The organism is Arthrobacter sp. CG_A4 (assembly GCF_035985125.1).
Taxonomy (GTDB): Bacteria; Actinomycetota; Actinomycetes; order Actinomycetales; family Micrococcaceae; genus Arthrobacter.
The window spans coordinates 1-13,835 of the sequence record NZ_JAXCID010000038.1 but is presented as its reverse complement, the minus strand read 5'-3'; the positions used below and the strand labels follow the sequence as shown (position 1 = coordinate 13,835).

Annotated in this window: 10 protein-coding genes and 2 pseudogenes; 10 read left to right on the top strand and 2 right to left on the bottom strand. The window is 68.4% G+C overall.

Going from position 1 to position 13,835, the window contains the following annotated elements:
* The first annotated feature begins 297 nt into the window (after positions 1–297).
* Positions 298–2,649: an FdhF/YdeP family oxidoreductase gene (locus tag RCH07_RS14845; protein ID WP_326968253.1), complete on the top strand. Its 2,352-nt coding sequence runs from the start codon at positions 298–300 to the stop codon at positions 2,647–2,649.
* Positions 2,650–2,820: 171 nt separating this feature from the next.
* Here RCH07_RS14845 and RCH07_RS14840 read toward each other — a convergent pair whose 3' ends face one another.
* Positions 2,821–3,138, bottom strand: a complete 318-nt coding sequence (locus RCH07_RS14840; RefSeq protein WP_326968252.1) for a DUF6457 domain-containing protein — start codon at positions 3,136–3,138, stop codon at positions 2,821–2,823.
* A gap of 130 nt (positions 3,139–3,268) precedes the next feature.
* A complete protein-coding gene (locus tag RCH07_RS14835) occupies positions 3,269–4,252 on the bottom strand; it encodes a LysR family transcriptional regulator (RefSeq protein ID WP_326968272.1) in 984 nt (327 codons plus the stop codon).
* Between the two features lie 120 nt (positions 4,253–4,372).
* Between RCH07_RS14835 and RCH07_RS14830 the strand changes: the two genes are divergently transcribed.
* The 9 genes and pseudogenes from RCH07_RS14830 (at position 4,373) to RCH07_RS14790 (ending at position 13,697) form a co-directional block, all read left to right on the top strand.
* Complete coding sequence (locus RCH07_RS14830; RefSeq protein WP_326968251.1) at positions 4,373–5,251, top strand: FAD binding domain-containing protein; 879 nt, start codon at positions 4,373–4,375, stop codon at positions 5,249–5,251.
* 5 nt (positions 5,252–5,256) lie between these two features.
* Complete coding sequence (locus tag RCH07_RS14825) at positions 5,257–5,766, top strand: (2Fe-2S)-binding protein (protein WP_326968250.1); 510 nt, start codon at positions 5,257–5,259, stop codon at positions 5,764–5,766.
* Positions 5,763–8,156, top strand: coding sequence for an aerobic carbon-monoxide dehydrogenase large subunit (locus tag RCH07_RS14820; RefSeq protein WP_326968249.1), 2,394 nt, complete (start codon positions 5,763–5,765; stop codon positions 8,154–8,156). The genes RCH07_RS14825 and RCH07_RS14820 overlap by 4 nt, the downstream gene beginning before the upstream one ends.
* Position 8,157: 1 nt before the next feature.
* A complete protein-coding gene (locus RCH07_RS14815) occupies positions 8,158–9,123 on the top strand; it encodes an XdhC family protein (RefSeq protein WP_326968248.1) in 966 nt (321 codons plus the stop codon).
* Positions 9,107–9,747: pseudogene (locus RCH07_RS14810) on the top strand (nucleotidyltransferase family protein). Before RCH07_RS14815 ends, RCH07_RS14810 begins: the two are co-directional and overlap by 17 nt.
* Entirely contained in the window at positions 9,744–10,667 is a 924-nt protein-coding gene (locus tag RCH07_RS14805; protein ID WP_326968246.1) for an AAA family ATPase, read from the top strand. Before RCH07_RS14810 ends, RCH07_RS14805 begins: the two are co-directional and overlap by 4 nt.
* Complete coding sequence (locus tag RCH07_RS14800; protein WP_326968245.1) at positions 10,660–11,988, top strand: vWA domain-containing protein; 1,329 nt, start codon at positions 10,660–10,662, stop codon at positions 11,986–11,988. The genes RCH07_RS14805 and RCH07_RS14800 overlap by 8 nt, the downstream gene beginning before the upstream one ends.
* Positions 11,988–12,776 carry an SRPBCC family protein gene (locus RCH07_RS14795; protein ID WP_326968244.1) on the top strand — a complete coding sequence of 263 codons (789 nt, stop codon included), beginning with the start codon at positions 11,988–11,990 and terminating at the stop codon, positions 12,774–12,776. The genes RCH07_RS14800 and RCH07_RS14795 overlap by 1 nt, the downstream gene beginning before the upstream one ends.
* Positions 12,769–13,697, top strand: a pseudogene (locus RCH07_RS14790) (XdhC family protein). Before RCH07_RS14795 ends, RCH07_RS14790 begins: the two are co-directional and overlap by 8 nt.
* The last annotated feature ends 138 nt before the right edge of the window (positions 13,698–13,835 follow it).

The following is a 13,835-nucleotide window of genomic DNA, read 5'->3' as shown; positions in this document are numbered from 1 at the left end:
TCTTTGGCCCTCCGCCTTTGTGCATGAAAACACACTCATAACGCACCTGCCTCTTGAAGTGAATGATGGTGCAAGAGTGCAGGGACGCACTTCGGGAAAACTTGAAGGGCCGGGCGCTCCCCCGGGGCCGTCCCCGGGACTGCCTACGCGGACGGCGGTCCGGCGGCGGCGCTGACGGCGGATTCCTTGCGGCACTCCGGCGGAGCTGATAGGCCTGTATCAGGCCTGACGGTAAAGTGCGTAGTGGCAGATAGGCGCACCATCCATCCCCCGTGTGTCCGCAGAAGGGAAGTTCACGTGACCCGTAAGAATCCGCAGGTTGAGGAAAACGACGAAAGAGACCTCGTCGTGGGAGACGGCCCAAAGGACTGGGCCGCCGGCATCCCGGGTGTCCTGCACTCCATGAAGCCCGCGATCGAACACATGGGCTTGAACCGCACGCGCAAGACCGTCCTGGCGATGAACCAGAAGGACGGCTTCGACTGCCCCAGCTGTGCGTGGCCGGACCCGGACCACCGCAAGGCGTTTGAGTTCTGCGAGAACGGAGCCAAGGCCGTCACCTGGGAAGCGACGCCGGTCCTCGTCCCCGCGGCTTTCTGGGCGGAGCATTCGGTCACGGAACTGCGCACCCGCTCCGAGTATTGGCTGGGCATGCAGGGCCGGCTCACAGAGCCCGTCTTCAAGCCCGCAGGCGGGGACCACTACAAGCCGGTCAGCTGGGACGAGGCGATCCGCATCATCGCGGACAAACTCGCCGGTCTGGACTCCCCCGACGAGGCAGCCTTCTACACGAGCGGCAGGACCTCCAACGAGGCCGCTTTCCTGTACCAGCTGCTGGTCCGCGGCTACGGTACCAACAATCTCCCGGACTGCTCCAATATGTGCCACGAATCCTCGGGCTGGGGGATGGGCCAGACCATCGGCATCGGCAAGGCCACCGTCTCCTTTGACGACTACGCCAAAGCTGACCTGATTATTGTCATGGGCCAGAACCCCGGCACCAACCACCCGCGTATGCTCACCGAGCTTGAGGCATGCAAAGAGAACGGCGGCGAGATAGTAGCCGTCAATCCGCTCCCGGAGGCGGGCCTGCGCCGGTACAAAAACCCGCAAAAAGTCAAGGGCATCATCGGCCGCGGCACGGAGATCGCAGATCAGTTCCTGCACATCCGCATCGGCGGTGACATGGCCCTGCTGCAGGCCCTCTCCAAGCGCGTCCTCGACGCCGAGGACCGGAACCCGGGGACTGTGCTGGACCACGCCTTTCTGGCCGAGCACTGCGAGGGCCTGGCAGAGCTCAAGGAGCACCTCAGCCAACTGGACGAACAGGCAGTGCTGAAAGCGACGGGGCTGCGCGCCGAGGACATCGATGAGCTCGCCGCCCGCTATCTTAAGGCCGACAAGGTGATCATCACCTGGGCCATGGGCATTACGCAGCAGAAAAAGGGCGTGGCCACCATCAAGGAGATCATCAACCTGCTCCTGCTGCGCGGCAACATCGGCAAGCCAGGTGCGGGCGCCTCCCCCATCCGCGGCCACAGCAACGTCCAGGGCGACCGCACCATGGGCATCTGGGAGCAGATGCCGCAGTCCTTCATGGAGGCCCTCGGCGCGGAATTCGACTTCGAGCCGCCCCGCGAACACGGCGTCGACGCGGTGGAGACCATCAACAAAATGCGCGACGGCGGGATCAAGGCCTTCGTGGCGCTTGGCGGAAACTTCGTCGGCGCTGTTTCGGACACCAACGCCACCGAGGCTGCGATGCCGAACACCGAGTTGTCCGTCCAGATCTCCACGAAGCTCAACCGGTCCCACACGGTGACCGGCACGGAAGCCCTGATCCTGCCCACGATGGGCCGGACCGAGATCGATATCCAGGAGTCGGGCGAGCAGTTCGTCTCCGTGGAGGACACGGTCTGCGCCGTCCACCCCTCCCGGGGCACCGTTGAGCCTGTCTCGCACCAACTGCTGTCCGAGCCGGCGATCGTCAGCCGCCTCGGCAAGGCCGTCGTCGGGAACAGGATCAAGGCCGATTGGGACGGCTATGAGAAGAACTACGACCTCATCAGGGACCACATCTCACGGGTTGTGGGCGGCTGTGAAAACTACAACGAACGGATCCGGCAGGAGGGCGGGTTCATCCTGGCGAACGGTCCCCGGGATTCACGTACTTTCCCGACCCCCACCGGCAAGGCCGTACTCACCGTCAACGAACTGGAGCATGTAGAGAAGCCCGAGGGCACGCTTATCCTGCAGAGCATGCGCTCCCACGACCAGTTCAATACGACAATCTACGGCCACAACGACCGCTACCGGGGCATCAAGAAGGGCCGCCACGTGGTGTTTGTGAATCCGGAGGATATCGCAGAGCTGGGCCTGGCCGACGGCTTGTTCGTGGACATCCTCGGCGAGTACAAGGACGGCGTCGAGCGGGTACTCCGCAAGTTCCGGGTGGTCTCCTACCCGACTGCCCGCGGCTGCGCGGCCGCCTACTACCCCGAGGCCAACGTGCTGGTGCCGCTGAACCACACGGCCGAAGGCAGCAACACCCCGGTTTCCAAGGCGGTCATTGTCCGGCTGAAAGCCAGCCCGGACCAGACCCCGGACAGCTCCGCGACCGCAACCTCAGGGGCGGCCCACTTGCGGTAGCGCACATTGCTGCGCAGACCCCGGGGGGACATGTCCCGTCCCGGCCGCGGCCGGCGGACATTGTGCCACCATGTCCATCCCCGCGACCCAGGCAGGACATGTCCCCCGGAGTTCCACGTGCGGGCGGCGAGATTGCGGGCGGCGAGATCCGGTCCGGCGCCGCGTGGCCTGCTACTGGGCCCTCTTGGCCCAGCCCTTTTCATCGGGGCCGCCGGATTCGCCGTGTTCGCACAGCTCAAGGACCTTGTTGGACGCGGCGTGAACGGCTTCCTTGGTGCCCTTGCGGCCGTTCGTGGAGGCGGTGCCTGCGGCGTAGCCGACGATGAACGCGCTGATGGCATCCGCGTGCGGCCCGACAGCTTTAACAGATTCCTCAGCGACCTGGACGATCTTCTCATGGTCGACTTCCAGATCAAGAATCTGCAACGCCTGGATCAGTCTGCTGCTCCAGAGCCGCAGCGAGCTGTCTTCATCCCGGGGCAAAGTCATAGCGAGTCCTCTTCGTAGGGGGCGTTATTCGATCGTCTATCACTCTAGGGGTAGCACCGACGCGGGCGTTCTGCAACGCGACACCGGACAACACGGCACCGGGCAGCGGGACAGAAGGAAACAGATACCCTCACTTGCTCCACAGCGCGACGTGGAACTTCGAGCCCCGGCGCTGGAGTCCGCGCGAGCCTCCCGGGGCGACCATGGCCGCAGTCGCGTCGGCGGTACCGACGAAGCGCTTCAGCGTCTGCGCCATTGTGGCGGCGCGGCGGTGGTCCAGTGTGCTGGCCCACCACAGGCCTGACACAGGTGTCCCGACGACGGGGAGCCGGACCAGGGTACCGCTCTGGATTTCTGCGCGGACAATGTGGCCGAGCGCCAGCATGATGCCCTCCCCCGCCCGCACGGCGGCAAGTGCATCGGTCTCGCTGCTAAGCCGGATAATGTCCGGCGCCACCGCCATCGACGCCAGCCAGCGGCCCTCCTCGGTGCTGTCCTGGATCCCGGCCGGCCCGGCAAACCACGGCCGGGCCAGCAGTTGCGTCACAGCAACCGGTCCGTGCAGTCGTCCCAGCGGATCGGCCGGCGCCGCGACGAAAGCACGCTGGTAGCGCAGGAACGCCGCGGATTCCAGGCGGAACTCAGTCACGGCAGTGCCGGCGGGCGTCGTCGGCCGCGCGCCCAGTTCGATGTCGTAGGCGCGCTCATGCAGGAGGGAGGCGAGGTCCTGCGGAGACTCGACGACGACGTCAACGACAACTCCGGGGAGCCGCGTGGTGAAGAGGTCCAGCAGCCGGCCGGCAGCGTGCTCGGCGAAGGTCGGGGTGGCGGCAATCTTGAGCTGCCCGGCGTCGTTCTTGGCGTTGGCAACCTCCGAGCGGGCCTGATCCGCCAGCCCGACGATGTCCTGGGCGTAGACGGCCAGGGCCCGGCCGCCGGGCGTCAGGGCAATCCCGCCAGCGGCGCGGACGAAGATCGGGTCACCGAGGTCCAGCCGGAGCGCTGCCAGGGCGGAGGACACGGCCGGCTCACTGACGCCGAGCGCCTCCGCAGCCGCGTGAAGAGAACCCAGCCTGGCCACCAGTGCGAACGTACGGAGCTGGCTCAGTGTCATTGACACGGCGTCATAACCTTTCGCTTATGACGATGTCGACACTCCGCATCAGGCGGCGCAAGACTTGCGTCAAATCGGTGCTGCGCGACGTTGCCGGCGCCTTGGAGTGAGGTAGGGACAATGCAGATTCCGGCTCCGTTCGACTATGTGCGGGCCACATCTGTGGACAACGCGCTTGAACTCCTTTCGCGCCATGGCGCGGAGTCCAGGGTCGTCGCCGGCGGCCACAGCCTCCTGCCGATGATGAAGCTCCGGCTCGCCCGGCCTGAGTGGCTGATCGACATCAACGACCTGTATGAACTTGACTTCATCCTCCGCGACGGCGACACGCTGCGGATCGGTGCCATGACCCGCCACACCACACTGCTGGAGTCGGACGAGGTCGCCGGGCTCTTCCCCATCGTCCGGGACGCCGAACAGGTCATTGCGGATCCGGTGGTCCGCAACCGCGGAACGATCGAGGGCTCACTGTGCCAGGCTGACCCGGCCGAGGACCTGTCCACGGTGTGCGACGTCCTTGGGGCGGAGGCAGTCATCCGCGGAGCAGGCGGCGAGCGCATCTTGTCCATGGCCGAGTTCCACCGCGGCCCCTATGAGACGGCGGTTGGTCAGGACGAGCTGCTGTGCGAGCTCCGCTTCCCCATCCAGTCCCGCTCGGGCAGCGCTTACGAGAAGGTTGAACGCCGTGTTGGCGACTGGGCTGTCGGCGCGGCCGGCGCCGCCGTCACCCTCGCCGGGGACGGCACGGTTTCCGGCGCCGCCGTCGGGCTCACCGCCCTCGGCCTGGACCACACCGTTGCGGAGGCCGCCGGAGTACTCCGGGGTCACCGGCCCGCCGAGGAGCTGTTCGTTGAGGCCGGACGGCTTGCGGCGGCGGCCTGCGATCCGGTGGACGACCAGCGCGGCCCGATCGACTACAAACGGCATCTCGCCGACGAACTCACCCGGCGGGTATTGCGGCTTGCCTGCATCCGCGCCGCCCAGACGCAGGAAGGCTGAAGCGGATGCAGATCAGTATGACCGTGAACGGCAACGATGTGACGAACGATATTGAACCCCGCGTACTCCTCGTCCACTGCATCCGCGAGGTCCTCGGACTGACCGGCACCCACTGGGGCTGCGACACCACCAACTGCGGGATCTGTGTGGTCCTGATGGACGGGCAGCCGGTGAAATCCTGCACCGTGCTCGCCGCCATGGCCGCCGGGCACGAGATCCGCACCGTCGAAGGGCTCGCCAGCGGGGCAACGCTGGACCCCGTCCAGCAAGGCTTTATGGAGGAACACGGGCTGCAATGCGGCTTCTGCACCCCCGGCATGATGCTGACCGCCCGCGCCCTGCTGGACAAGAATCCGCATCCGGATACCACCGAGATCCGGCAGGCCATTTCGGGACAGATCTGCCGGTGCACCGGCTACGCCACGATCGTCCGCTCCGTGCAGTGGGCAGCGAACCACCCGGCCGGCGGCAGCACAGAAGACGCAGACACCGCGAGCGCAGAGGTGAAGGCATGACCGTCCTCCATGAACGGCCGAGCAACCCGGCGGCCGGCGACGAGGACCGCCCCATCGGCTACGGCCGGATCCAGCGCAAGGAAGACCCGCGTTTCGTCCGCGGAAAGGGCCACTACCTGGACGACATCGTCCTGCCCGGCATGCTGCACGGCGCCATCCTGCGCGCTCCTGTGGCGCACGCCCGGCTCGTCTCGATCGACCCCACCAACGCCCTGGCGCATCCGAAAGTCCTTGCCGTCATCACCGGACAGGACCTGCTTGGCCTCAAACTCGCCTGGGCCCCCACCCTCTCCGCGGATGTCCAGGCCGTGCTGGTGACGGACAAGGTCCGGTTCCAGGGGCAGGAGGTCGCGTTCGTCGTGGCCGAGGACCGCTACGCCGCCCGTGACGCGCTGGAGCTGATCGAGGTTGAATACGACGTCCTGGCCCCGGTGATTGATGCCCGCAGGGCTCTCGACGCCGACGCCCCCGTGATCCGCGACGAGATCGAGGGCCGGACGGACAACCACATCTTCGACTGGGAAATGGGAGACAAGGCCGAAACCGAGGCCGTCTTCGCGAGCGCCGACGTCGTCGTCAGCCAGGAGATCGTCTACCCCCGCGTCCATCCGGCCCCGATGGAAACCTGCGGGGCCATCGCGGACTTCGACCCGATCGACGGGAAGCTGACGCTCTACGAAACCACCCAGGCCCCGCACGCGCACCGGACCCTGTTCGCGATCGTCGCCGGGATCCCGGAGCACAAGATCCGCGTGGTGTCCCCCGATATCGGCGGCGGCTTCGGCAACAAGGTTGGCATCTACCCCGGTTACATCCTCGCCGTCGTCGGCTCGATCGTCACCGGGCGGCCGGTGAAGTGGGTGGAGGACCGCTCGGAGAACCTGATGTCCACGTCCTTCGCCCGCGACTACATTATGCAGGGCGAGATCGCGGCCACCAGGGATGGCAAAATCCTCGCGTTACGGACCAATGTGCTGGCCGACCATGGCGCGTTCAACGCCACGGCCCAGCCCACCAAGAACCCCGCCGGCTTCTTCTCCATCTTTACCGGCAGCTATGACTTGTTGGCCGCCTACTGCAGCGTCACGGGCGTCTATACGAACAAGGCCCCGGGCGGCGTCGCCTATGCCTGTTCCTTCCGCGTTACCGAGGCCGTCTACCTCGTGGAGCGGATGGTGGACATCCTGGCCCGCAAGCTGGAGATGGATCCGGCCGAACTGAGGCTCAAGAACTTCATCAAGCCGGAACAGTTCCCCTATGCCAACAAGACCGGCTGGGTCTACGACTCGGGCAACTACGAGCCCGCCATGCGGCTGTCCATGCAGATGGCCGGCTACGACGAGCTCCGGCGCGAACAGAAAGAGAAGCGCGGGCGCGGTGAGCTGATGGGGATCGGCGTCGCCTTCTTCACGGAGACCGTGGGCGCCGGGCCCCGCAAGCACTTCGACATCGTAGGCCTCGGCATGGCCGACGGCGCCGAGCTTCGCGTCCACCCCACCGGTAAGGCCGTCGTCAGGCTCTCGGTGCAAAGCCAGGGCCAGGGCCACGAGACCACCTTCGCCCAGATCGTCGCCGAGGAGCTCGGCATCCCGCCGGAGGACATCGACGTCGTCCACGGCGACACGGACCAGACACCGTTCGGGCTTGGCACCTACGGGAGCCGCTCGACGCCTGTCAGCGGCGGCGCCGTCGCCCTCGTGGCGCGGAAGATCCGCGAAAAGGCGAAGCTGATCGCGGCCGCCATGCTGGAGACCCGGCCCGAGGACCTCGAGTGGGAGAAGGGCCGCTGGTTCGTCAAAGGCGACCCCGGCGTGGGGAAGACCATCGCCGAGATCGCCTTTGGCGCGCACGGCACGGTGGCCCTGCCCGAGGGGGTCGACGGGAACCTCGACGCCGAGGTGACCTACGATCCACCGAACCTGACCTTCCCGTTCGGCGCCTATATCTGTGTGGTCGACATCGATCCCGGCACCGGGCATGTGAAGGTGCGGCGCTTCATCGCGGTGGACGACTGCGGCACCCGCATCAACCCGATGATCATCGAAGGCCAGGTGCACGGCGGGCTGACCGACGGCGTCGGGATGGCCCTGATGGAGATCATCGAGTTCGACGCCGACGGCAACTGCCTCGGCGGGTCGTTCATGGACTACCTGATCCCTACCGCCATGGAGGTGCCGGACTGGGAGACCGGGTTCACCGTCACCCCCTCCCCGCACCACCCCATCGGCGCGAAAGGCATCGGTGAGTCCGCCACAGTCGGCTCGCCGCCGGCGATCGTGAACGCGGTGGTCGACGCGCTGGCGCCCTACGGGGTGGTGCACATGGACATGCCGTGCACCCCGGCCCGGGTCTGGGCCGCCATGCAGGGCCGCGCCAGGCCGCCGATCTGACATGACGCCGACCGCAGAGTCCCTCACGGCCCGGGCGACTGACCTCGCCTCCCGCCGTGAGCCGTTCGTGCACGCCACTGTGGTCCGCGCCCAGCGGCCCACCAGCGCCCATGCCGGGGATACGGCCCTGGTCCTGCCCTCCGGTGAGATCCAGGGATTTGTCGGCGGAAACTGCGTCGAAGCATCCGTGCGGGAATACAGCCGCCAGGTGCTCGCGTCCGGGGAGCCGCTCCTGCTGCGCGTGGTCCCGGGCGAACCGTCCCGCAACGTTGAGGAGGGCGCCGTCGAGGTCTCCAACCCGTGCCTCAGCGGCGGGGCGATCGAGATCTTCCTGCAGCCGCGCATCCCCGCGCCCCGGGTCGTGGTGGTCGGCACGACGCCGGTAGCCCAGGCGCTCGAGTCACTCGGTACCGGCGTCGGGCTGGCCGTGGAACTCACCGACGGGGAATCGGCGTCGCCCCGGGCAGATGATGCGGCACTGATCGTTGCCTCCCATGGCAAGGCCGAGGAGGTCGCCCTCGAGGCAGCCCTGCGGGCCGGTGTTCCCTATGTTGCGCTGGTGGCCAGCGAGTCGCGGGGCGCAGCGGTGCTGGAGTCCCTCGAGATCGACCCGGAACAGCGCTCGCGTGTCTTCACCCCGGCCGGGCTGCAGCTTGGGGCCCGGTCCCCCGGCGAGATCGCGCTGTCGATTCTCGCCCAACTCATCCAGGAACGGGCCAAGGCCCGGCACGGCGCACCACCCGCTGCGCCCGCTGCACCCGCTGCCCGGCCTGAAGCGGCCCCAGCTGAATCGGCCCCAGCTGAATCGGCCCCAGCCACCGCGGTCGACCCGGTCTGCGGGATGACCGTCGCCGCCACGGAGTCCTCGCTGCACGTTGTGCACAACGGGACCACCGTGTACTTCTGTTCGCCCGGCTGCCGTGCCGCTTTCCGCAAGGATCCGGAGCGCTATGCCCGCAGCACCTGAGCGGTCACCCTCGATACCGAGGTCTGCCGGCCTGATCCTGGCGGCCGGTGGATCCCGTCGCCTCGGCCGGCCCAAGCAGTTGCTGCCCTACGGCCGGGGCGTACTGCTCGACGCCGTCCTTGCCACCGCCGGGACTGCGGCTTCGATCAGACGGTACTGGCGCTGGGCGGCTCGGCCGCGGAGGTGCGGCGCACCGTCGACACGGACGGCTGCGACATTGTGGTCAACCCCGACTTCGGCGAAGGCTGTTCCTCCTCGATCGCCGCGGGAATGGCCGTGCTGCACCCGGACACCGATACCCTGGTCCTCCTGCTCGGGGACCAGCCGGGGGTCCGGACCGCCAACGTGCGGGCGCTCCGTGAGATGCTCTCCACCGGGCCGGCGCCGGCCCGGCCGGGCATCGCCGTGTGCCGCTACGACAATGGCCTGGGCCATCCCCTGGCATTTTCCAAGGCGTTCCTGCCCGAACTGTCGGCTTTGCACGGCGACAAGGCGGTCTGGAAGCTGCTGGAGCAGCGGGCGGACGACGTCGTCGAGCTCACCGTGCCCGGCCCCGTCCCTCCGGACGTCGATACGGAAGAGGACTACCGCCGGATCCTGGCCGGGCTGGAGACGGCGCCGTGAACACGGCGGCGCGCACCGGCGCGGCGGAGGACGTGCGGGAAAGGGTTCCCGATGTGCCTGCGCTGATGGCGGCGCTGGACATGAACGACTACCTCGCCGACGTCGGGCTGGCCACCGCGCTGTTCCTCGCCGTCCGGCTGCCACAGCCCATTCTGTTGGAGGGTGAGGCCGGCGTCGGCAAAACCGAGGCGGCGAAAGCCCTGGCAGGGCTCCTCGATACGCCGCTGTTTCGGCTGCAGTGTTACGAGGGGATCGACGCCGGTGAGGCCCTCTACGAGTGGAACCACCAGCGGCAGCTCCTGGGGATCCGGCTGGCCGAGGTTCACGACGCCTCCGTCACCGAAGCCGATCTGTTCGGCCCGGAGTACCTGCTGCGCCGGCCGCTGCTCCAGGCGATCGAGCATCCCGGCCCACGCCCGGCGGTGCTGCTGCTGGATGAGATAGACCGAGCCGACGCCGAGTTCGAAGCGTTCACCTTCGAGCTGCTGGCCGAGGCCGCGGTCAGCATCCCGGAGCTCGGCACCATCCGGGCCACCCATCCGCCGATCGTGATCCTGACCTCCAACCGGACCCGGGACCTGCACGATGCCCTCACCCGCCGCTGCCTGTACCACTGGATCGACTACCCCGGACAGGACCGGATCGCAGAGATCGTGCGCCGCCGGGTGCCGGCCAGCAGCGGCCCGCTGGCGCTGCAGGCCGCGGCTGTCATCACGAAGCTGCGCGGCCTGGACCTGGCCAAGCCCCCGGGAATCTCGGAGGCCATCGACTGGGTGTCCGCCCTCGCCGTGCTGGGCATCGACCGCATCGACGCTACGACGGCGGAGCGGACCTGGGGCTCGATTGTCAAGAACAGGGATGACCTGGAGCTGGTGGGCACCCGCGGGGCGGACTGGCTCGTGGCGGGCACCGGTGGCTGAGGCCACAGTGCTCCCGACGGTGGAGGCAGCCATCCTTTCTGCTGCCTTCATCACCGCGCTGCGCCGCGCGGGGCTCTCCTGCTCGCCGGACCGCGCGGTCCGGCTGGCGGAGGCCCTCCGGCTAGTCCCTCCGAGCGACGTCGAAAAGCTCTACTGGACGTCCCGGGTGGTGCTGGTGTCCGCGCGCGAACAGCTCCCGGTGTTCGACGCCGTCTTCTCCGCCGTGTTCAGCGGCGGTTTCGACCCCGCCGCCCAGCTTCCCTGGCCCGGGGCGCCGGCTGCTGCGCCGCCGGCCGGTCCCGGCGAAGCCCGCACGAGGCCCTCCCCCGCCCAGCTTCCCTGGCCCGGGGCGCCGGCTGCTGCGCCGCCGGCCGGTCCCGGCGAAGCCCGCACGAGGCCCTCCCCCGCCGACAACCGCGCTACCCGGGCCGCCCCCGACCGGCAGCAGCCCCTTCCGGCGCTTGCCTCGGCCGGGCCGGACAGCTCCGGGGACCGGGATCCGGCCGGGCGGGAAGCCCTGCTGGCCATGGCCTCGGCGGAGGAACACCTGCACGCTACGGCCTTCGCGGAACTCTCCCCCGAGGAGGTCCTCGCGGTCAGGCGGCTGGCTTCCCGGCTGCTGCTCGCGACGCCGACACGGCTGAGCCGCCGCACCCGCAAGTCTGCCCACAGCAGCGCCCGGCTGGACGTCCGCGCCACGGTCCGGGCGGCCCGGCGTTCCGGCTCCGGCACCACCCGGCTGCTGTACGCCCGACGTCGTGAGCAACGGCGCAAACTGGTGATGCTGTGCGACGTCTCGGCCTCGATGGAACCGTACGCACGGATCTTCGTGTCGCTGGTGCAGGGCGCGGTGGCCACTGCCGGAGCCGAGGCGTTCGTGTTCTCCACGCGCCTGACCCGGCTCACCCGGCAACTGTCGCTGCGCGACCCGGACGAGGCCCTGGCCCGGGCCGCCGCTGCCGCCCCCGACTGGGCCGGAGGCACCCGGATCGCCGAGAGTCTCCGCCGCTTCGTGGACGACCACGGCCGCCGCGGACTGGCGCGCGGTGCGGTGGTGGTGATCTTCTCGGACGGCTGGGCCCAGGAGGATCCGGACCAGGTCGCGGCGCAGATGGCCCGGCTCCGGCGTCTGGCATACCGGATCGTCTGGGTGAACCCGCGCAAGGCGGCTCCCGGCTACGAGCCGTTGGTGGGCGGCATGGCGGCGGCGCTGCCGCACTGCGATGCCTTCGTGAGCGGACACAGCTACTCGGCATTGACGGAGGTGGCAGCCGCAATCCGCGGCGACGGCCAGATAGCACTTGAGAAAAGGACGGGCTAATGCAGATTGACAGCACATTCTCGGTAGTGGCACCGATCGACAAGGTCTGGGACACCCTGATGGACTTCGAACGCGTGGCGGGCTGCGTGCCCGGCGCCCGGATCCTCAACAAACTCTCCGACGACGCCTATCAGGCCGGCATGACCGTGAAGCTGGGCCCGGTGAACATGCAGTACAAAGGCCTCCTGAACGTCGTCGAGCGCAACGCCGCCGAGCACCGGGCCGTCCTCGGTGGGAAGGCGCAGGAGACCCGCGGCCAGGGCACCGCCGAGGCTACGGTGACGCTGTCCCTGGCCGAAGAGGCCGGCGGCACCACGAAGGGAACGGTCAACGCCGACATCGCGCTCTCCGGCAAGGCTGCCGCGATGGGCAAGGGCGTGATCGGCAGCGTCACCGAACAGATGATGGCACTTTTCGCCAGCAACCTGCAGGCCATGCTCGCGGAGCCGGCCCCGGTGGCAGCGGCAGCGCCGGCATCCCCGCCCGCCCCTGCCGATGTCGCGGCGTCCGCTTCCGCTGCAGAGGCCGCGGCCGCCGCCGCTGAGCCCGTCTCTGCCTCTGCCTCTTCCGCGACGCCAACCACGACGACGCCGTCCACCGCACCCGGCGCCGCCGGCAGCCTGGACGCGCTGAGCCTCGCGAAAGGCATCGCCGCGGACCAGCTCGCCAGCCCCGGGAAGGTCCTGGCCATCGTGGCGGTGGTGGCCTGCGTGGCCTATTGGGCGGGCCGGCGGTCGGCCTTCCGGGTGATCAAAATGTACGGGAAGCTTAGGGCCGCCAGTGCGTGATGTGCTCGCGGCAATAATGCCGGGCTGGCAGAAGGGCAGCACCGCCGGCCTGGCCACCGTTGTGAGCACGTTCATGTCCGCCCCGCGGCTCCCCGGGGCAGCCATGGTTGTCACCGCGGAGGGCGAAGCCGTCGGTTCGGTTTCCGGCGGCTGCGTTGAGGGCGCCGTGTTCGAGCTGGCCACCCGGGTCAAAGCGGAAGGCACACCGGTCCTGGTGCGCTACGGGATCAGCGACGACGATGCCTACGCCGTCGGCTTGACCTGCGGCGGGATCATCGACATCTTCGTCGAGCCGGTCCCCCGGCAGAGTTTCGCGGAACTGGACGCCGTCAGGGACCACGTCGCCGGCGGACTCCGGGATGCGCGTCTTCTTCGCCAGCTACGCCCCGCCGCCGCGGATGCTGGTCTTCGGGGCGATCGACTTCGCCTCGGCACTGGCCCGGCTGGGAACGTTCCTGGGTTACCGCGTCACGGTGTGCGATGCCAGGGCGATCTTCGCCACTCCCGCGCGCTTCCCGGACGTGGCCGACGTCGTCAACGCGTGGCCGCACCGCTATCTGTCCGGGCAGTTCGAGAAGGGTCTCGTGGACGAGCGGACCGTGCTGTGTGTCCTGACGCATGATCCGAAGTTCGATATCCCGTTGCTGGAAGTAGCTCTGCGCGGCAGCCCCATGGCATTCATCGGGGCCATGGGATCCCGGCGGACCCACGAGGACCGGATCGCCCGCCTGCGAGCGGCAGGACTCGGCGTCGATGAGCTGTCCCGGCTGCATAGTCCGGTGGGGCTGGACCTGGGTGCCCGTACGCCCGAGGAAACCGCCATCTCCATAGCCGCCGAGATCATCGCCAAACAATGGAGCGGGAGCGGGGAACCCCTGCGGCAGCTCAGGCGAGCGGATCCACCACGACGAGCTGCACTGACCCCGCCCCGGCCTGACCCGTCCCGGGGCCCGGCACCGGTCGCCTAGTACTACAGTCGCGTTTGTGGGACGTGACCGCGGGCCTTGTAATGGCATTGCTGGGCGCGGTGTTGGTGTTTTCGTCGCCAGAGGGAGCAGT

Coding starts and splice junctions, on each gene's coding strand:
- RCH07_RS14830 (WP_326968251.1), top strand. CDS start 4,373: ATGCAGATTCCGGCTCCGTTCGACTATGTGCGGGCCACATCTGTGGAC.
- RCH07_RS14820 (WP_326968249.1), top strand. CDS start 5,763: ATGACCGTCCTCCATGAACGGCCGAGCAACCCGGCGGCCGGCGACGAG.
- RCH07_RS14825 (WP_326968250.1), top strand. CDS start 5,257: ATGCAGATCAGTATGACCGTGAACGGCAACGATGTGACGAACGATATT.
- RCH07_RS14840 (WP_326968252.1), bottom strand. CDS start 3,138: ATGACTTTGCCCCGGGATGAAGACAGCTCGCTGCGGCTCTGGAGCAGC.
- RCH07_RS14795 (WP_326968244.1), top strand. CDS start 11,988: ATGCAGATTGACAGCACATTCTCGGTAGTGGCACCGATCGACAAGGTC.
- RCH07_RS14815 (WP_326968248.1), top strand. CDS start 8,158: ATGACGCCGACCGCAGAGTCCCTCACGGCCCGGGCGACTGACCTCGCC.
- RCH07_RS14835 (WP_326968272.1), bottom strand. CDS start 4,252: ATGACACTGAGCCAGCTCCGTACGTTCGCACTGGTGGCCAGGCTGGGT.